Origin of the sequence: Nisaea sp., assembly GCF_965216895.1 — a bacterium.
Taxonomy (GTDB): domain Bacteria; phylum Pseudomonadota; class Alphaproteobacteria; order Thalassobaculales; family Thalassobaculaceae; genus Nisaea.
Genome location: NZ_OZ244205.1, coordinates 4,043,549 through 4,061,263, shown reverse-complemented (window position 1 = coordinate 4,061,263; position 17,715 = coordinate 4,043,549). Strand labels below are relative to the sequence as shown.

Here is a 17,715-nt window from a genome sequence, read left to right as displayed (position 1 = left end):
ATTTTTTCGTCTTATGCGTGCTTATCTTGGGTGAATTCGAAACCGATCGCAACACAGCCGTATGCAATCAGTTCCTTTCGGGCCGGGATGCGGACACGTCCAGCCGACGCGTGGAACCATCAGCGGCAACGGTTGCCTTCAACCCCAAATCTTCGATGATCCTTGCAAGCCTTGCAGCGAAGACCTCCATATCGAGCGCCGTACGGTAGCCGAAAGCGACACGACCATCCCCGTCCGGACGCCCGATATGCAGGGGCCGCGGGGGATCGGCTGTCTCGGCGGCGAGGATATCCGCGATGATCAGCACGCTGTCGAACGGCAGGCCCGAAAAAACGAGCCGGATCTGCTTGTCCGATCGACCGGCATGAACTGCCGTCTCGCCGACTCTGGCCCTGATCCGGTAGGGAACGATATGGATCTCGACTTCGCCGACCCACTGCGCACCTGCAAGACGGCGAAAGAAATTTTCGGCGGAAGGCGCGCTGTCCGGAGCCACGGCTCCGACCATGGGCGCAAGTCCGGTAAAGTCAGGCGCGCGGCCCGCCGCAAGCAGTACGATCAAGGCCTCGCGATCCGACGCAACCCCGGTACGCGGCGCGACGAAATATCCGGACCTCCCGCCGAGCCAGATGCGCCGCTCCGCTCCGTGCGCGAGCTGCACCGGCTCCGCATCATCCCCGCTCCCCCTCTGCCTTGCGGACAGCCTCACAACCGACGCGTCGGCCAGGCGCACATAAACTGCTGCCCAGCGATCGACGGGCCAGCGTGCAAAACGCAGCTCTGGCAGCGCGCCCGTCGCGAGTTCCGTATCGGCGAGGAATACCGACGGCCCGGCATCCCCGGAGCGGGCAGGATGGGCCCACGCCAACGCCGCGATAAGAACGACCGACACGAAGCCGCGCATCCCTGCCGCCTCAGGTCCGGCGCGCCGCGACCGCCTCGGCCAGGATACAGAGAAGCTCGAACATGATCGTCGCACCTGTCAGTGCGGTAATGCCGCTCGGATCGAATGGCGGCGCAACCTCGACCACGTCGGCACCGACCAGATTCACACCGCTCATACCGCGAACCAGAAGCTGTGCTTCAAGCGCCGTGAAGCCACCGATTTCAGGCGTTCCGGTGCCCGGCGCATAGGCAGGGTCCATCCCGTCGATATCGAACGTGAAGTAGGTCGGCCCGTTCCCGACCACCCGCCGGGCCTCCGCAATTACAGCGTCGAGCCCCATCGCGTGTGCCTCGTGCATCTGGATCACGCGCATCCCATGCTCGTAACTGAATGCCCATTGATCGCGCGCATTGATCCCGCCACGAATGCCGATCTGAACGCAGCGTTTCGGATCGAGCACGCCCTCCTCCACCGCCCGCGAAAACGGTGAGCCATGATGGAACCGGGAGCCGAGATAGTCGTCGCCGGTATCGCAATGGGCGTCGATCTGGATCAACCCGACAGGCTCATTTCGTCCGAGCACCCGCAGGATCGGCAGTGTGATCGAGTGGTCCCCGCCCGCACTCAGCGGTACAGCACCGGTCGCCGCCAGTTTTTCGTACCAGGTCTGGATCTGTTCATGCGCCTGTTCGAGCTGGAACGGCCGTTCGACCACCGCGTCCCCCACATCGGCAATCGAGCAGAGTTCGTAGGGGCAGGTTCCCGTCGCCTGATTGATCGTACGCATCATGCTGCTTTGATTGCGGATCTCGCGCGGGCCATGGCGTGCGCCCGGACGGTTGGTCACCCCGCCGTCGTAGGGCACGCCGACCAGGGCGATATCAAGCCCCTCGGCGCTCTCCCGGTAGGGCGTCCGCATGAAAGTCGGAAGACCGGTATAACGCGGTCCTCGCATCGTCTCGAGTTCCTTTTCCGACATGCCCATGAAGACCGCTCCTTCGGTTGCTTTCATTCCAGTCTGCGATTGCGCCTGATCGGAATGCAAGTCTGGACCGCTACTTACGGCCGGCGCTACTGTCCCGGCTCCCGCCTTGAGACCGAGAGATCGAAATGACCACGTATTTTCCCGCATCCAGCGAATCCTGGGACCGTATCGACCCGCGCGACGCCGGCTTCGACGCCGACGGACTCAAAGCCGCGAGCGATTTCGCGATTTCCAATGAATCCGTCATGGACCGGGATGTCAGAAAAGCTCTCGACAACGACCTGTTCGGCGAGCCGGAGGGCCTGCGGGACGTGATCGGCGTCACCCGGCCGCGCGAGGATCCGCACGGGCTAATCATTCGCGGCGGAAGGATCGTGCATGAATGGGGCGATACACGGCGCCCGGACATCACCTTCAGCATCGCGAAGAGTTACCTCTCGATCTGCGCGGGACTCGCACTCGACGACGGGCTGATCCCGAGTTTCGATCGTCCGGTGGCCGAGCTGGTCGATGACGGCGGCTTCGAGTCCGCACAGAACCGGGACATTACCTGGGCGCAGCTCCTGCAGCAGACCAGCGAGTGGGAAGGCACGCTGTGGAGCAAGCCGGACTGGGTCGACCACAACCGCGATCTCGACGCCTCCGCCGGCGAAGGCACGATGAAGGGCAAGGCGCGCGAGATGCAGGCACCCGGAACCTTCTGGGAATACAACGACGTGCGCGTGAACCGCCTGGCGCTCGCTCTGCTCCGGGTCTGGAAACGGCCGCTGCCGGAGGTTCTCAAGGAACGGGTCATGGATCCCATCGGCGCTTCTACCGACTGGGAGTGGCACGGTTACGAGAATTCCTGGGTCGAGGTCGATGGCAGGCGGATTCAGTCGGTCTCCGGCGGTTCGCACTGGGGTGGCGGCATGTTCATCAGTTCGCGTGACCAGGCGCTGACCGGGCTCTTGATGGCGCGCGGCGGGAACTGGAACGGCAACAAGCTGATATCCGGGGATTATATCGACGCCGCGACGACGGCTTGTCCGATCAACAGCGACTACGGCTTTCTCTGGTGGCTGAACGGCGCCGGCGGCAGCGCCCCCTCGGCCCCGCGCTCCAGTTACTTCGCCAAGGGCAAGGGCTCCAACGTGATCTGGATAGATCCGGAGCTTGACCTGGTCGCGGTTGTGCGATGGATCGAGCGGGACGCCTTTGACGGCTTCTGCGGAAAAGTGATGGAGGCCATGCACCGGCCGTAAGCACTTTATTAATCATACCAGCGGACTATTGGCCCCGAGTTTAAGATCGAGTGGTGCGCCATGACAGCACCGGTCCGCTGGAAAAGGTCTTCGAATGCGCGAACGGATTCTAGGGTTCGCACTGTTGGCACTGGTATTGACCGTCGCGGTCGCGGCCGGGACTGCGCACGCGTCCACCCTGCACGACAAACGCATTCTCTTCATCAGCTCCTATCATCTGGGGTTTCACAGTGTTCCCAAGCAGATAGAGGGGATACGCGCAGGTTTCGACACCTTCCTGAAAGGCGGCACCCAGCCGCTCATCGATGTCGAGTTCATGGATACGAAGCGGCTCGGTTCCGCCGTATACGGCCGTGTGTTCCGGGAAAGTCTCTTGGCAAAGCTTGCCTCTGTCGAACCGTATGATCTTGTGATCGTCGGCGACGACAACGCCCTGGATTTTGCCCTTGGAGAACGGGACGGCCTGCTCAAGGGCCTCCCGATCGTGTTCCACAGCGTCAACGATATCGAAAAAGCCAGGTCTCTCAACGACGACCCCCAGTTCACGGGCGTGGTCGAAGAGCTTTCCCTGGTCAATACGATAGATCTGATAAAGAGGCTGCTCCCCGCTTCCACCAGGCTTTTTGTCATAGGCGACGCGACCCCGAGCGGGCGGGTGAATATGAGCCAGCTCAACTCGATCGCGCCGGAACACATGCCCTTCGAGATCGTCCCATTGTCCCTCGAAACGATGACCCACGAGGATCTGGCACTGTCGCTGGCCAGTCTCGAACCGAGCGAACCGGTTCTTCTGGTGTCCGGCTATCGCGACTACACCGGACGCTCGCGATCCCGCTCGCAAATCCTCGACATGCTCGCGGTCCATCTGAAGGCGCCGTATTTCCACCCCATACCCTTCCAGCCCGGCGAAGGTCCGGTCGGCGGCTATGTCGTCAGCCATTTCGAGCAGGGCAAGGCAGCGGCGCTGATGGCGGGCCGGATTCTCAGCGGAACGCCCGTCAAAGACATCCCTGTCACCTTGGATAGCCCGAACCGCTACATGGTCGACATGGAGGCCGTGTCACGCTTCGGGCTCGATGCCGACAACGTCCCCGAAGAGGCGATCCGCTTCAACAAAGATACGAAAATCGCCGGCCTGGATATCCGAGTCATCTGGGTCGGTGCGCTCTTCATTCTGTTTCAAAGCGCCTTGATTGCGATGCTGGCGGTCAATCTTCTGTATCGACGGCGCGCGCGGATCGCCTTGAAGAACAGCGAGCGCCGGTTCCGGGACATCGCCGCGATTTCGTCGGACTGGTTCTGGGAGTCGGATCCGGGTCTGCGGCTGACCGAACTCTCGGACCGCTTCGAGGCGGTTACCGGCGAGTCTCCCGCCTCGCGCCTCGGCACATCGCATTTCCAGTACGAGCAGCTCGAGTGGAATGCCGGAAGAGAGGCCGACTGGGAGAACCATCGCGCCCAGATCGAGGCCCATGCTCCCTTCCGGAACTTCGAATATGCCCGTGTCGGCCCCGATGGCGAACGCCGTTACGAGCGGATCAGCGGCACCCCGGTTTTCGAGAACGACGTTCTGACGGGTTACCGCGGTACCGGGACGGACATTACCGGTGAACTCGAGCGCCGGAACCAGCTGCTCGACGCGATCACCGAAGCCGATCTCGCCAACAAGACGAAGAGTGCCTTCCTGGCGAATATGAGCCACGAGCTGCGCACCCCACTGAATGCGATCATCGGCTTCTCCGAAATCCTGACCGGTCAGCTTTTCGGCAAGATGGAAAACGATCGTTATCTCGACTATGCGAACGACATCAACGAAACCGGCAAGCATCTGCTGACGGTTCTCAACGATCTGCTCGACATATCGCGGATCGAAGCCGGCTTCGTAAAGCTGGACGAAGGTGTGATCGACATCCGCCAGATGCTGAAATCCTGCGCCCGCATGCTGGGCGACCGGGTCACCGAGGCCGCACTGGATCTGAAACTGGACATCCCGAGCGAACTGCCCGCGCTCTATGGAGACGAGACCAGGCTGCGACAGGTACTGATCAACCTGCTGATCAACTCGGTGAAATTCACACCCCGCGGCGGGTCGATCAGCATGCGGGCCCTCAAGGCGGATGACGGCGGGATCAATATCGAGGTCGAGGATACCGGCGTCGGCATCTCACCCGACGATCTGGAACGCGTGATGGAGCCGTTCCAGCAGGCCGAACAGGCCCTTTCGCGACGCTACGGTGGCGTCGGCCTCGGGCTCTCGCTTGCCCGCAACCTGACGGAGCTGCATGGCGGGACCATCACGCTCGAAAGCGAGCAGGGATCCTGGACCCTGATCCGCATCCACCTGCCGGCCGACCGTGTCCGGGTCTATCCGGCAGCGGATCCGCAGGACTCCGGCAGCGCGGCGGCGACAGCCTAGGCCGGCGTCAGACCCGGACGATCTTGCCCGGGTTCATGACGTTATTCGGGTCTATCGCCTGTTTCAGCGAGCGCATCAGGTCGAGCGCCGCTCCGTGCTCTTCCTCCAGATACGGCATCTTCCCGTAGCCGACGCCATGCTCTCCGGTGCAGGTCCCGTCCATCGCGAGGGCACGGCGAACCATACGTTCGCTGTGCGCCTTCGCCCGGCCCATCTCGTCGGAATTTTCCGGGTCGATGATATAGACGAGATGGAAGTTGCCGTCGCCGACATGACCGACCAGCGGAGCGTAGAGACCGGTCTCCTCGAGGTCGGCTTTCGTCTCGCGGATACATTCGGCAAGACGCGAGACCGGCACGCAGACATCCGTCGGCCAGCCCTGCGCGCCCGGACGCTGGGCAAGGGCCGCGTAATAGGCATCGTGCCGCGCCTGCCATAGCATGTTGCGGTCCTCGGTGCGCGTCGCCCACTGGAACGAGGAACCGCCGAACTCGGAGGTTATTCCCTCGACCATTTCCGCCTGCTCCTTCACCCCGGCCTCGCTGCCGTGGAACTCGAAGAAGATGGTCGGCTTGGGTTGATACCCTTCAAGCTTCGAATAATCGATGCAGGCCCCCATCTGGACTTCGTCGAGCAGTTCCATCCGTGCGACGGGCACGCCGGCATGAATCGTGGTGATGACCGAGTCGACGGCCCCCTCCATGCTGTCGAACTGACAGACAGCAGAGGAGATCGCTTCCGGTATGCCGTAGACCTTGAGCGTGATCTCGGTAATGACGCCGAGCGTCCCTTCCGAACCCACAAAGAGGCGCGTGAGATCGTAACCCGCCGAACTCTTGCGGGCGCGCCGGGACGTCCGGATCACCTCACCGCTCGGCGTGACGACCCGGAGCGAGATCACGTTTTCCCGCATCGTGCCGTAGCGGACCGCATTGGTGCCGGAGGCCCGGGTCGCGGTCATGCCGCCGATCGAGGCATCGGCGCCCGGATCGATCGGGAAGAAGAGGCCGGTGTCGCGCAGATGCTCGTTCAGCTGCTTGCGGGTGACGCCGGGCTGCACAACGACGTCGAGGTCCTCGGCATTGACGGCGAGGATCCGGTTCATGAGTGAGGTATCGACCGTCACCCCGCCCCGCATCGCCGCGACATGTCCCTCCAGGGATGTACCGGTGCCGAACGGAATCACCGGAAAGCCGAGCCGGTTGCAGACCGTGACGGCCTGGACGATCTCCTCCTCCGTCTCGGCGAAGACCACGGCATCGGGCGCCATCGGCGTGTGGTAGCTCTCGTCCTTGCCATGCTGATGACGGACCGCCTCGGCGGTGGTGAAACGATCTCCGAAGATCTGCTTCAGCGCGTCGAGGGCCGCTCCTCGGGTCTTTTCATCCACGGGATTCGCGTCCACGTTCATCCTGGCGGTCTCCGCTCTCGGTTGGAAATCCGGTTGGTCGCAGCAAACTACCCCCGCTTCCCGGACGCCAGCAAGGGGCCGCCGCCTCGGCATGTCGGCCCTGCCATGACAGCCTGTTGACGGATACCCCCGCAGCCGACATGTTCCACCTGTGTTCCAAAGTCGGACAGTTCCAGTCAGCCGGGCGTCGATCGTGAGTATCTGGGGAAAAATCATCGGGGGGACGGCCGGTCTCGCGCTCGGAGGTCCGATCGGCGCGCTGCTGGGCGCGGTCGCGGGTCATGCCGTCGACCGCTTCGCCAGCAATGACGCGCCGAAGGACGAAAAGGACGAGCAGGCGGCAACCCGGAAAATCGCTTTCACCATCGGCGTGGTCGTGCTCAGTGCGAAAATGGCCAAGGCGGACGGCGTGGTCACCCGCGACGAAATCGCCGCCTTCCGCGAGGTCTTTCATATCCCTCCCGACGAGATCCGCAATGTCGGACGGGTTTGGGACATGGCGCGCCGGGACGTCGAGGGATTCGAGATCTATGCGCAGCAGATCGCCAAGCTCTTCAACCCCGGATCGCCCGTACTCGAGGAATTGCTGCTCAGCCTGTTCCACATCGCCAAGGCGGACGGCGTGGTCCATCAGAACGAACTCGCCTACCTGGAGCGGGTCGCGGCCATCTTCGGTTTCGACGAAATCGCTTTCCAGCGCATCCGCGCAGTCGCCGGCGACACCGATGCGGAAGACCCCTATGGCGTGCTCGGCATTGCGCACGATGTGGACGATGCCGAAGTCAAGCGAGTCTACCGCACCCTGATCCGGGAGCACCATCCTGACCGTCTCATCGCCGAGGGTCTGCCCGAGGAATTCGTTGACGCGGCGACGGAAAAAATGGCCGCGATCAACGCCGCCTATGACCGCATCGCAAAACAACGCGGCATGAACTAGACCATGGCTCGAGCTTCTTCCGCCCCGCCCATCGTGGCGCTCCGGGGCGCACGCCTGACCCTGGGCGAGCGTACCCTGTTCGATAATGCCGACGTGACCGTGGCCAAGGGCGAGCGCATCTGCCTCGTCGGCCGCAACGGTTCCGGCAAGTCGACGCTGCTGAAATGCCTCGCCGGCCAGGTCGATCTCGACCAGGGCGAACGATTCGTCCAACCCGGCGCCAAGATCTCCTACCTGCCGCAGGACCCGCCGTTGCCGAAAGGCGTTCCGGTCCGCGATCATGTCGCCGGTGGGCTCGCGACAGCGCCCGGCGAACATCCGGCCGAATATCTGGTCGACGCCGTCATGGCCCATCTCGGGATCGAAGGGGACAGGACAACCGACGGTCTCTCTGGCGGCGAGTCGCGCCGGGTCGCCCTCGCGCGCGCGCTCGTCTCCGAGCCGGACGTCCTGCTGCTCGACGAGCCGACCAACCATCTCGACCTGCCGACGATCGAATGGCTGGAAGAGGAACTGTCGGATTTCAAGGGCGGCATCCTGCTCATCAGCCACGACCGGACCTTCCTCAGCAAGCTCTCGAACCGGACCTACTGGATCGACCGCGGCGAAGTGCGCCGGAATTCGGAAGGATTCGGGGCCTTCCCCGACTGGGCGGACAAGGTTCTGGCCGACGAGGAGGCAACGCAGCGCCGGCTCAATAAGCAGATCGCCGAGGAGACCCGCTGGCTCCGCGAGGGCCTGACCGCCCGGCGGAAACGCAATATGGGACGGGTACGATCCCTGCTCGGCATGCGTCGGGAACGGGCGGAACGGATCAAGCGCCAAGGCCTTGTGAACTTGAGTGTCGGCGACGCCGAGGGCGGCGGCCAGCTCGTGATCGAGGCCAACCACATCTCCAAATCCTTTCCGCTGCCAGGTGGCGGCGAGAAGAAGATCGCCACCGATTTCTCCACCATCGTCCGGCGCGGCGACCGCATTGGCCTTGTCGGCGCCAACGGTGCCGGCAAGACCACGCTGCTGAAGATGATGATCGGCGAGGAGAAGCCGGACAAGGGGCGGGTCCGAGTCGGCTTCGGCGTCGAGACGGTCTATTTCGACCAGTACCGGGAAAAGCTCGACGGCGAGGCGACGCTCTGGTCGACCCTCTGTCCCGGCGGCGGCGACACCATCTTCGTCCACGGCAAACCGAAGCATGTGGTTTCATATCTGCGCGACTTCCTGTTCGAGGAGCGCCAGGCGCGGGCTCAGGTAAAGAATCTCTCCGGCGGTGAACGCAACCGGCTGCTGTTGGCGAAGCTGTTCGCCGCGCCACACAACCTGCTGGTGCTCGACGAACCGACCAACGACCTCGATATCGAGACCCTCGACCTGCTGCAGGAAGTACTGGCGGATTATGACGGCACCATCATTCTGGTCAGCCACGACCGCGATTTTCTCGACCGGGTGGTAACCTCGATCATTGCCGTCGAGGGTGACGGCCGGATCGAGGAATTCGTCGGTGGCTTCAGCGACTACGCGGCGCTGCGCAGGCGGGAGGAGCCCGAGGCGCCGTCCGCGCCGAAGAAGAAAGACAGCAAACCCGCCGCCGAGGACCGCAAACCGGCGCCGGCGAAGACGAAACTAAGCTACAAGGATCAGCGCGCGCTGGAAATACTGCCCGGCTCAATCGAGAAGCTGGGCGAGGAGATCGCCGCACTCGAGGCAAGACTCGCCGACCCGGACCTTTTCACCAAGGATCCAGTCACTTTCCAGAAGACCAGTGAACGGCTCGCGGCGGCCCAGGCCGAACTCGACGATGCCGAAACAAAATGGCTCGAGTTGGAGGAAATGCGCGAGGGCCTGGAGAAAGCACGCGCTTCATGAGGCCACTCGATATCCTGATCGGCGTCATCGTCATGATCGTCTGGGGAATGAACTTCGCCATCGGCAAACTGGCCATGGCCGAGTTCCCGCCGATGATGCTGATCGGATTGCGCTATCTGCTGACGGCGGTCCTGCTGATCCCGTTCCTGAAGCCGCAAGGCATGAAGTTCGCTCATATCTTCGCGCTCTCGATGACCCTCGGGGTTCTCCACTTCGCCTTCATGTTCACCGGGCTCAAGGGAACGGACGCCTCGCTCGCCGCCATTGCGGCGCAAATCCAGGTGCCCTTCGCCGTGATCCTCGCCGTGGTCTTCTTCCGCGAACGACCGAGCAGACGGCAGATTCTCGGCATTGCCATTGCCTTTGCCGGGGTCGCCATGCTCGCCGGCGCACCAAAGACCTCCAGCAGCCTGTTCCATCTCGGCCTCGTCATCGTCGCCGCCCTGCTCTGGGGCCTCGCCCACATTCAGGTGAAATGGATGGGCGCGGTGAACCCCTTCGTGCTGAACGCCTGGATGGCCGTGCTGGCCGCACCGATGATCCTCTCCGCCTCGCTCACGATCGAGGACGGACACTGGGACGCGCTGCAGAATGCCGGTCTCGCCGGCTGGGGCGGGGTCGTCTACATGGCCATCGGCGTGACTGTCTTCGGCTATGGCCTCTGGTACCGGATCCTGCAGAAATACGACGTCTCGCAGACCATGCCGCTGACCATTCTGGCGCCGCTCGTCGGCGCAGCCTCGGGAATCCTCTTTCTCGGCGAGAAAATGGATGCCTTCCAGCTGACCGGCGCGGCGCTTACAATCATCGGGGTCGGCGCCGTCACCACGGGCGGCAAGACGAAGGCCAAAGTCGAAGCCGAGACCTAGGAATCGCATGACGGGCACGCCAACCATTCTTGATAGGCCGTCCCCCAACCACGATGCGCGTCCCGACGGGACCAGCGTCGATATCCTGCTGCTGCATTATACCGGGATGCAAAGCGCCGACGCCGCGCTCGATCGGCTGACAGACGGGCAAGCGAAGGTCAGCGCGCATTACCTGATCGCCGAGGACGGCAGCTGCTGGCGTCTCGTCGAAGAAGAACGGCGCGCCTGGCATGCCGGGGTCGCCTCCTGGGGAGGCGCGACGGACATCAATGCCCGCTCGATCGGCATCGAGCTGGTCAATCCGGGCCACCAGTTCGGCTACCGGCCGTTTCCCGCGCTGCAGATGGACAGCCTGACCGCGCTCTGCCGCGATATCCTCGCGCGCCATCCGATCCAGCCGGCGCGCGTGCTCGGTCATTCGGACGTGGCCCCGGAGCGCAAGGAAGACCCGGGCGAACTGTTCGACTGGGCAAGCCTTGCGAAGTGCGGGGTCGGGCTCTGGCCGGAGCCGGGACCGACCGCCGATCCGGACATGACTTTCGAAGACGCTATGCGGTTTCTGGCCCATATCGGCTATGCCGCGCCGCGGACGCCTGTCATGACCGGAGCGGCACGCAATGCCCTGCTCGCCTTCCAGCGGCGCTGGCTGCCGTCGGATCTTTGCGGAGCGCTCACACCTGAGACAGCGGCCCGCATTCGAGACGTTCATGCGGCGTTGACTAGCGCTTGAGAGAAACTCCCGCCAAACAACGTCGTCCTTGTGAAGTTCGCGGGATTGATGATCGATTTGAGCAACGACTGTTGAAACCCATCACTCCATCACCGCCAGCACAACCGGCTGGGTGGCACGGCCGAGGAAGCCTCTCGTGTCGTAGAGATCGCTCGTCGTGATACCGAGACCGCTCGGGTTCCAGTGCGGTTCCGAATCCACTCCCAGCCATTCGCCCTCGATCGCGCGCTGCAGGTGGATGGTGATTTCCGGGTTCGGGAACATCACTCTGTTCCGGTCCACCCACTCGGGACGTGACAGCCCCGTCGCCCAGTCGGCGAGCGAAAGCACACGCGTCAGACCGCCCATGTCCTCGACCACCGGATTGCGGTGCCGCATCCAGATCCGACCGCTCTCCTCCCGGCGCATTTCGCAGGCCTCGAAGAACCAGGGCGCGTCGGTGACCCGGCCGATATGGAACGGCGCGCCGCCAACCGCAACCGGGATCACATCCCGGTCGGGGATAAAGGAAAGCCGTTCCTCGGTCAGAAACAGGGCGGACGCAACGGCGCAGAGCTTTCCCTCCGCCGTCAGCTCGGCCGAAAGCTGCAGAGACCGCCGCCCATGCCGGAGCGTGCGGACCGAGACCTGAACCGGCGCCACCGGTGTCGGCCGCAGGAGCGAGAGCGACATCTGCAGCCCGGCACCGGCGCCGAGATCGACAGCCTGCCGCTCCATCGCCGCCGCGAGCAGGCCACCGGAGACGCCGCCATGCAGACCAGGGAACGGCCCCTTTGCAAGTGGACCCGGGATCCAGTTCGCGCCGTCATATGTGCAAACGGGGGAAGCTTTCATGGGGGAAGCTTTCATGGCGAAAGCTTCCCCCGCTTTGATCGTTCAGGTCCAGTGCCCAGACGGAAAGGCATCTTTCCTGCGGGACCGGATTGCTTTGACGGGTCTATTCGGCCGCGACCGCGACTTCCGCCGCATGCGCGCGCACGGCTTTCTCGTATGCCTCGACCAGCGTCCGGGTCATATCGCCCGGCACGAAGCTGTAGGTGCCGATCCTGCCGACCGGAGTTACCTCGGCGGCGGTGCCGGTGAGGAAACACTCGCTCGCGCGGGCCATGTCTTCCGGACGGATATGCCGTTCGACCACCTCGTAGCCGCTGTCCTTGGCAAGCTGGATCACCGTGCGGCGTGTGATGCCGTCGAGGAAACAGTCCGGCGACGGCGTGTGCAGGCGGCCGTCATCCATCAGGAAGAAGATGTTGGCGCCGGTCGCTTCGGCGACATAACCGCGGTAATCCAGCATCAGCGCGTCATGGAAGCCGCGCGCCTCCGCGTCATGCTTGGACATGGTGGCGATCATGTAGAGGCCGGCCGCCTTGCTGTTCGTCGGCGCAGTGTCGGGCGCCGGACGGCGCCATTTGGCGATGTCCAGGTTGATCCCCTTCATCTTCGCTTCCGGATCGAAATAGGACGGCCACTCCCAGGCCGCGATAGCGAGGTGGATGGTGTTCTGCTGCGCGGAGACGCCCATCATCTCGCTGCCACGCCAGGCGACCGGGCGGACATAGCCATCGACAATCCCCATGGAATCGATCACGGCCTGCTTCGCGGCCTCGATCGCGTCGACGTCGTAAGGGATCTTGAAGCCGAGAATACCGGCGGAGCGGTGCAGGCGCTCGGTATGTTCGCGGGACTTGAAAATGCGACCGCTATAAACCCGTTCGCCCTCGAAGACCGAACTGGCATAATGCAGCCCGTGGCTCAATACATGAAGCTTGGCATCGCGCCAGTCCAGCAGCGCGCCATCCATCCAGATGGCACCGTCCCGATCGTCAAAAGGAAGCAGGCTCATGAGGTTTCATCCCGGCAAGCTCCAAAGCCTAACCCGTTCGATTTGTTCAACTTGACGGGCGCCTTGGATAGATTGTTACCCAAACACGATCAGAGAACTAACATTCAGAAGGAAATATGTCAACATGGTTGACGTAAAAAGCATGGCGAACCCGCTCTTCCTGCGGGAGGAGGAATTGAGGCAGGGCATCGAGATGCTGTTTTTCGCCTACCGCGACTTCACCGGAGAGCCCGATGCCATCCTCGGCGAACTCGGTCTCGGACGGGCGCATCACCGCGTGATCTACTTCGTCGGACGCAATCCGGAAATCACCGTCACGGACCTTCTGAAGATCCTCAAGATCACCAAACAGAGCCTCTCGCGGGTGTTGAGCCAACTCGTCAGCGAGGGGTATATCAACCAGGAAACGGACCAGGCGGACCGGCGCAAGAAACTGCTGACCCTGACTGAAAAAGGAGTCGACCTGGAGCGCAGCCTGACGGCGAACCAGCGGGCGCGGATCGCCCGCGCCTACCGGGCCGCCGGCGCGGAGGCGGTGCAAGGCTTCCGCGAGGTGCTGCGCGGCATCATCGATCCGGCAGACCAGGAGCGGTTCGAAATCGTCAGCCCGACTCTGCCGCCGCCCCGGCGCAGCAAGGGACGCGGCTGACCGTGACCGAAGGCGAAGATATCGCGCATATTCTCGTCGTTGACGATGACAGCCGCCTGCGCGACCTGCTGACCCGGTTTCTCAGCGAGAACGGCTTCCGGGTGACGGCGGCGGGCGACGCCGCCGACGCGCGCCGCAAGCTGGCCGCGATCGAGTACGACCTGATCGTGCTGGATGTCATGATGCCGGGCGAGACCGGGTTCGAGCTGACGCGCTTCCTGCGCAAGACGCGGGAACTGCCGATCCTTCTGCTGACGGCCATGGGCGAGGTCGAGAACCGGATCGAGGGTCTCGAGACCGGCGCCGACGACTATCTGACCAAACCGTTCGAGCCCCGCGAACTTCTGTTGCGCATCCGAACCATCCTGCGCCGGACCCGCTCCATGCCCGAGATCGTCGAGGCGAGCAGCGAAGTCACCTTCGGTCCCTACAGTTACGACCGTATCCGGGGCGAGCTGACGAAAGGTGGCCTGACTGTGCATCTGACAGAGTCCGAAGCCCTGCTTCTCGGATGCTTCGCGCAGACGCCGGGCCGCACCCTCAGCCGTGAGGACCTGGTCGCCCGCAACGCCGTGAACGGGCACGAACGCGCGGTCGACGTGCAGATCAACCGGCTGCGGCGCAAGATCGAGAAAGACCCGAAATATCCGCGCTTCCTGCAGACGGTGCGCGGCAAGGGCTATGTCCTGAAAGCCACACCTCCGGGCACGTAACCGCCCTGTGGTCGCCCCATTCCTATCCGCGGACGGGAATTTCCCCTAATATGCCCGTGTCTGGCCGGTCCGGACGGCGCGAACAGAAAGAACTGCAATCGCCCCATGGCAACGCTTGCCGAAAACGCCCCCAGAGCCCGCAAACAGTCCTGGCTGAAGCGCCACATGCCGAAGACTCTGTTCGGCCGGGCGCTGGCGATCTTCCTGACGCCGCTGATCCTGATGCAGGCGATCTCGACCTTCGTCTTCTACGACCGGCACTGGGACACCATGGTCCGGCGCCTCGCCACCTCCCTCGCCGGCGAAGTCGCGATGCTGGTCGACGAGGTCGAGGAGGATCCGAGCCCGGCCTCGCTCGCCCGGATCGACCGCAAGGCGCGCATTAATCTCGGCCTTGTGGTGACCTACCGGGCCGGCGCGATTCTGGAGAACCGCAGCAGCAATCCGCTATTCGACCCGACGCTGCGCCAGATGCGTCGCTCGATGGAGGAACAGGTCCGCCGCCCCTTCATCGTCAACCCGGATTCCGACGAACGGCAAATCGCGATCGAGGTCCAGCTGCCGGACGGCGTCCTTGAGATCCTGGCGCACGAAAAAAGGCTGTACAGCTCGACCACCTATATCTTCGTCATGTGGATGCTGGGCAGCGCGCTGATCCTCTTTGCCATCGCCCTGATCTTCATGCGCAACCAGATCCGCCCGATCCGCCGGCTGGCGATCGCCGCGCGCGCCTTCGGTCTCGGACGAGAGGTCCCGGACTTCAAGCCGGAAGGTGCGAGGGAAGTGCGCCAGGCCGCGGAGGCCTTCCAGCAGATGCGGGCTCGGATCCGGCGGCAGATCAAGCAGCGCACCGACATGCTGAGCGGGGTATCGCACGACCTGCGCACCCCGCTCACCCGCATGAAGCTGCAACTCGCCATGCTCGGCGACGATACCGCCGTCCGCGAGCTGCAGGCAGACGTGCAGGACATGGAGCGGATGGTCGAGGGCTATCTCGCCTTCGCCCGCGGCGAGGGCACGGAGGCGACCGTCACCACGGACATCAGGTCACTGCTCGGCGATTTCGCCATCGGCGAGCGGCGCGGCGGCGCCCCCCTCGAACTGGAAATCGACACCCGGCCTCTTCCGCCGGTGGAACTGAAGCCGCAATCTGTGAAACGGGCACTCGCCAATCTGGTCTCAAATGCCAGGCGGCATGCCGTGACGGTGAGGATTACGCTGCAGGCGACGGAGGACGCCTTCGAGATCTTTGTCGATGACGACGGTCCGGGGATCCCGGAAGAGGACCGGGGCAGGGTCTTCAAACCGTTCTATCGCGGCGATCCCTCGCGCAACCCGGAAACCGGCGGCACCGGCCTCGGGCTCACGATCGCCCGCGATATCGTGCACAGCCACGGCGGCGAGATCGGGCTGGAAGAGTCGCCGCTCGGAGGGCTCAGGGTCCGGATCCGGATACCGATGTGAGCCCGGGCTAGAACAGCCGACCGCCGTTCGGTACCTTCAAGTCCGGTCCGAGCAGAACCACCCCGCCCTCCTCGTCGGGAAAGCCGACGACCAGGCATTCGCTCATGAACTTGCCGATCTGCTTCGGCGGGAAATTCACCACGCCCGCGACCTGCCGGCCTTTCAGGTTTTCCGGCGCGTAGTGCTTGGTGATCTGCGCCGAGGTCTTGCGCGTGCCGATCTCCGGGCCAAAGTCGACCCAGAGCTTGATCGCCGGATTGCGCGCTTCCGGGAAAGGCTGGGCGTCGATAACGGTCCCGACGCGGATATCGACCTTGAGGAAATCGGAATAGTCTATGGTCATGCTCTGCTCCCCTTCGAGCGGACCATAAGCGGCTGGCGGCGGCACGTGAAGGGGATATGCAACGGCAAAAACAAAGAGCCGCCGGCGCGAACACGCCGGCGGCTCTTGGCCAGAACTCTCGTAGAAGAATTACTTCTTGCCAGTGAGGCTCTGCACTTCGTCGAGGCTTTCGGCGATCCGCTTGTTGATCACGTCGAAGGCTTCCTGATTCGACTTGGCGAGCATCTCGGAAATCTCGCGGATATTCGAGACCGTCCGCTCGATGGTCGTCTTGACGGTCTCGGCCTGCTTCGCAACCCGTTCTTCCGGCGCGCCCTGGGCCATCAGGTCGCCCAGCGCCTTCTGGGATTCCTCGATCGTCTGCTGGAACAATTCAGCCTGACGCTTGCCGATCGCCTGCATGCCTTCGGCGGCGAGCTGGTTGGCGGCGGTGATCGCCTCGATGTTCTTCTGCTGGGCATTCATCAGCGCATCTGCGTCGATCCCAGGCATCTTGAATTCGGCCATCATTTTCTGGAAGTCGACATTGAGGAAAGGGTTTTCCTGATTAGCCATTGGACGTCTCCGTTTTCTATAAAGCCGGTCGCATGTTGCGGGCGACCCGCTGCTGAACCCAATCGCCGCCTACTGCATTGCAACACAGATATTGCGCGGCGTGATTGGCGGTATATCTACATTTTTAGCGAAAATGTCAAGCTCAATGTTGCATCGCAACAAAACCTTTGCGCGCATATTGCACCTTCATTTTCTGGGTGATTTCCGTTGCCCGAAAGGTGCCGATGCGACGAACTCATCGAGTCTCCGAAGCCGGCTGTCGAGCGCCGCCATGGTCGGCCCCAGATCCTCGCTCCGGTCTTTCAGCCACACGCTCAGCACGGAAAGATAAAGCAAAGCCAAAACCTTACGGCGCAGACAACCGATCGGCCCGCGGGCACCTATACCGCTCAGATGGAGCACATCCCCCATCGCCGCATGGAGCCTTGGAACGCCGCCGATCGCCATGCAGGGATCCCGGCGGGCGGCGTTGAGCAGCGCCACATAGCCCTCGCGATGTTCCTGCAGCAGTTCGAAGCGGGTCATCAGTGCGTCAAAGAGTCGCTCGGGGGGCGTCAGATCGGGATCTTCCGCATCCGGGTCGACGGCATTCACCGCCTCACGATCGAAACGGTCGGCGATGCCGTCGAGCAGTGCCTGCTTGGTGCGGAACCGGCGTTCGAGATCGGCCGGGGACAGACCAGCCCGCTCCGCGACATCGTGCAGCGTCAGCGCGGACCAGCCACGCTCGCCGGCAACGGCAAGCGCCGTGTCGAGGATTTTCTCATTGTCGTCAGGTGACATGCTCCACCCTCTTGCCGGTCACCT

At 63.3% G+C, this 17,715-nt stretch carries 17 protein-coding genes; 9 read left to right on the top strand and 8 right to left on the bottom strand.

Annotation, left to right across the window (positions count from 1 at the left end; all coding sequences use genetic code 11):
- Positions 1-67 precede the first annotated feature (67 nt).
- Both ACOOE1_RS19265 and speB read right to left on the bottom strand, forming a co-directional pair.
- Positions 68-892 carry a hypothetical protein gene (locus ACOOE1_RS19265; RefSeq protein ID WP_420403824.1) on the bottom strand — a complete coding sequence of 275 codons (825 nt, stop codon included), beginning with the start codon at positions 890-892 and terminating at the stop codon, positions 68-70.
- 22 nt (positions 893-914) lie between these two features.
- Positions 915-1,898, bottom strand: a complete 984-nt coding sequence (gene speB / locus ACOOE1_RS19260; protein WP_420403823.1) for an agmatinase — start codon at positions 1,896-1,898, stop codon at positions 915-917.
- 98 nt (positions 1,899-1,996) lie between these two features.
- Here speB and ACOOE1_RS19255 point away from each other — a divergent pair, with 98 nt between their 5' ends.
- Positions 1,997-3,115 (top strand): serine hydrolase domain-containing protein, encoded by a 1,119-nt coding sequence (locus ACOOE1_RS19255; RefSeq protein ID WP_420403822.1) that lies wholly within the window; start codon positions 1,997-1,999, stop codon positions 3,113-3,115.
- A 94-nt stretch (positions 3,116-3,209) separates the two neighbouring features.
- Positions 3,210-5,531 carry an ABC transporter substrate binding protein gene (locus tag ACOOE1_RS19250; RefSeq protein ID WP_420403821.1) on the top strand — a complete coding sequence of 774 codons (2,322 nt, stop codon included), beginning with the start codon at positions 3,210-3,212 and terminating at the stop codon, positions 5,529-5,531.
- Between the two features lie 7 nt (positions 5,532-5,538).
- Here the strand turns inward: ACOOE1_RS19250 and ACOOE1_RS19245 are convergent, their stop codons facing one another.
- Positions 5,539-6,942 (bottom strand): FAD-binding oxidoreductase, encoded by a 1,404-nt coding sequence (locus tag ACOOE1_RS19245; protein ID WP_420403820.1) that lies wholly within the window; start codon positions 6,940-6,942, stop codon positions 5,539-5,541.
- 193 nt (positions 6,943-7,135) lie between these two features.
- On the opposite strand from ACOOE1_RS19245, the gene ACOOE1_RS19240 reads away from it, so the two are divergent.
- The 4 genes from ACOOE1_RS19240 to ACOOE1_RS19225 are packed head-to-tail and all read left to right on the top strand — an operon-like array spanning position 7,136 to position 11,341.
- Entirely contained in the window at positions 7,136-7,879 is a 744-nt protein-coding gene (locus ACOOE1_RS19240; RefSeq protein WP_420403819.1) for a TerB family tellurite resistance protein, read from the top strand.
- A gap of 3 nt (positions 7,880-7,882) precedes the next feature.
- Entirely contained in the window at positions 7,883-9,742 is a 1,860-nt protein-coding gene (locus tag ACOOE1_RS19235) for an ATP-binding cassette domain-containing protein (protein ID WP_420403818.1), read from the top strand.
- The gene (locus tag ACOOE1_RS19230) at positions 9,739-10,611 is read left to right on the top strand and encodes a DMT family transporter (protein ID WP_420403817.1); all 873 of its coding nucleotides are present in this window, start codon (positions 9,739-9,741) and stop codon (positions 10,609-10,611) included. Before ACOOE1_RS19235 ends, ACOOE1_RS19230 begins: the two co-directional genes overlap by 4 nt.
- Positions 10,612-10,618: 7 nt before the next feature.
- A complete protein-coding gene (locus ACOOE1_RS19225) occupies positions 10,619-11,341 on the top strand; it encodes an N-acetylmuramoyl-L-alanine amidase (protein ID WP_420403816.1) in 723 nt (240 codons plus the stop codon).
- Between the two features lie 81 nt (positions 11,342-11,422).
- Here the strand turns inward: ACOOE1_RS19225 and ACOOE1_RS19220 are convergent, their stop codons facing one another.
- Both ACOOE1_RS19220 and ACOOE1_RS19215 read right to left on the bottom strand, forming a co-directional pair.
- Entirely contained in the window at positions 11,423-12,175 is a 753-nt protein-coding gene (locus tag ACOOE1_RS19220) for a thioesterase family protein (RefSeq protein ID WP_420403815.1), read from the bottom strand.
- 103 nt (positions 12,176-12,278) lie between these two features.
- A complete protein-coding gene (locus ACOOE1_RS19215) occupies positions 12,279-13,184 on the bottom strand; it encodes a branched-chain amino acid aminotransferase (RefSeq protein WP_420403814.1) in 906 nt (301 codons plus the stop codon).
- 124 nt (positions 13,185-13,308) lie between these two features.
- On the opposite strand from ACOOE1_RS19215, the gene ACOOE1_RS19210 reads away from it, so the two are divergent.
- The 3 genes from ACOOE1_RS19210 (at position 13,309) to ACOOE1_RS19200 (ending at position 16,010) form a co-directional block, all read left to right on the top strand.
- Positions 13,309-13,833, top strand: coding sequence for a MarR family winged helix-turn-helix transcriptional regulator (locus tag ACOOE1_RS19210; protein ID WP_420403813.1), 525 nt, complete (start codon positions 13,309-13,311; stop codon positions 13,831-13,833).
- A complete protein-coding gene (locus tag ACOOE1_RS19205) occupies positions 13,830-14,546 on the top strand; it encodes a response regulator (RefSeq protein ID WP_420406453.1) in 717 nt (238 codons plus the stop codon). Before ACOOE1_RS19210 ends, ACOOE1_RS19205 begins: the two co-directional genes overlap by 4 nt.
- 165 nt (positions 14,547-14,711) lie before the next feature.
- A complete protein-coding gene (locus ACOOE1_RS19200) occupies positions 14,712-16,010 on the top strand; it encodes an ATP-binding protein (RefSeq protein WP_420403812.1) in 1,299 nt (432 codons plus the stop codon).
- Positions 16,011-16,017: 7 nt separating this feature from the next.
- Here the strand turns inward: ACOOE1_RS19200 and ACOOE1_RS19195 are convergent, their stop codons facing one another.
- From ACOOE1_RS19195 to ACOOE1_RS19185, 3 genes are all read right to left on the bottom strand, one after another.
- The gene (locus tag ACOOE1_RS19195) at positions 16,018-16,353 is read right to left on the bottom strand and encodes a tRNA-binding protein (RefSeq protein WP_420403811.1); all 336 of its coding nucleotides are present in this window, start codon (positions 16,351-16,353) and stop codon (positions 16,018-16,020) included.
- A 129-nt stretch (positions 16,354-16,482) separates the two neighbouring features.
- The gene (locus ACOOE1_RS19190; RefSeq protein ID WP_420403810.1) at positions 16,483-16,908 is read right to left on the bottom strand and encodes a phasin family protein; all 426 of its coding nucleotides are present in this window, start codon (positions 16,906-16,908) and stop codon (positions 16,483-16,485) included.
- A gap of 186 nt (positions 16,909-17,094) precedes the next feature.
- Positions 17,095-17,691, bottom strand: coding sequence for a TetR family transcriptional regulator (locus ACOOE1_RS19185; RefSeq protein WP_420403809.1), 597 nt, complete (start codon positions 17,689-17,691; stop codon positions 17,095-17,097).
- Positions 17,692-17,715 lie beyond the last annotated feature (24 nt).

Bases quoted from the DNA above. Each gene is read 5' to 3' on its own strand.
- ACOOE1_RS19195 (WP_420403811.1), bottom strand. From the start codon at position 16,353: ATGACCATAGACTATTCCGATTTCCTCAAGGTCGATATCCGCGTCGGG.
- ACOOE1_RS19190 (WP_420403810.1), bottom strand. From the start codon at position 16,908: ATGGCTAATCAGGAAAACCCTTTCCTCAATGTCGACTTCCAGAAAATG.
- speB (WP_420403823.1), bottom strand. From the start codon at position 1,898: ATGAAAGCAACCGAAGGAGCGGTCTTCATGGGCATGTCGGAAAAGGAA.
- ACOOE1_RS19250 (WP_420403821.1), top strand. From the start codon at position 3,210: ATGCGCGAACGGATTCTAGGGTTCGCACTGTTGGCACTGGTATTGACC.
- ACOOE1_RS19210 (WP_420403813.1), top strand. From the start codon at position 13,309: ATGGTTGACGTAAAAAGCATGGCGAACCCGCTCTTCCTGCGGGAGGAG.
- ACOOE1_RS19230 (WP_420403817.1), top strand. From the start codon at position 9,739: ATGAGGCCACTCGATATCCTGATCGGCGTCATCGTCATGATCGTCTGG.
- ACOOE1_RS19255 (WP_420403822.1), top strand. From the start codon at position 1,997: ATGACCACGTATTTTCCCGCATCCAGCGAATCCTGGGACCGTATCGAC.
- ACOOE1_RS19235 (WP_420403818.1), top strand. From the start codon at position 7,883: ATGGCTCGAGCTTCTTCCGCCCCGCCCATCGTGGCGCTCCGGGGCGCA.
- ACOOE1_RS19245 (WP_420403820.1), bottom strand. From the start codon at position 6,942: ATGAACGTGGACGCGAATCCCGTGGATGAAAAGACCCGAGGAGCGGCC.
- ACOOE1_RS19215 (WP_420403814.1), bottom strand. From the start codon at position 13,184: ATGAGCCTGCTTCCTTTTGACGATCGGGACGGTGCCATCTGGATGGAT.
- ACOOE1_RS19185 (WP_420403809.1), bottom strand. From the start codon at position 17,691: ATGTCACCTGACGACAATGAGAAAATCCTCGACACGGCGCTTGCCGTT.
- ACOOE1_RS19220 (WP_420403815.1), bottom strand. From the start codon at position 12,175: ATGAAAGCTTCCCCCGTTTGCACATATGACGGCGCGAACTGGATCCCG.
- ACOOE1_RS19225 (WP_420403816.1), top strand. From the start codon at position 10,619: ATGACGGGCACGCCAACCATTCTTGATAGGCCGTCCCCCAACCACGAT.
- ACOOE1_RS19200 (WP_420403812.1), top strand. From the start codon at position 14,712: ATGCCGAAGACTCTGTTCGGCCGGGCGCTGGCGATCTTCCTGACGCCG.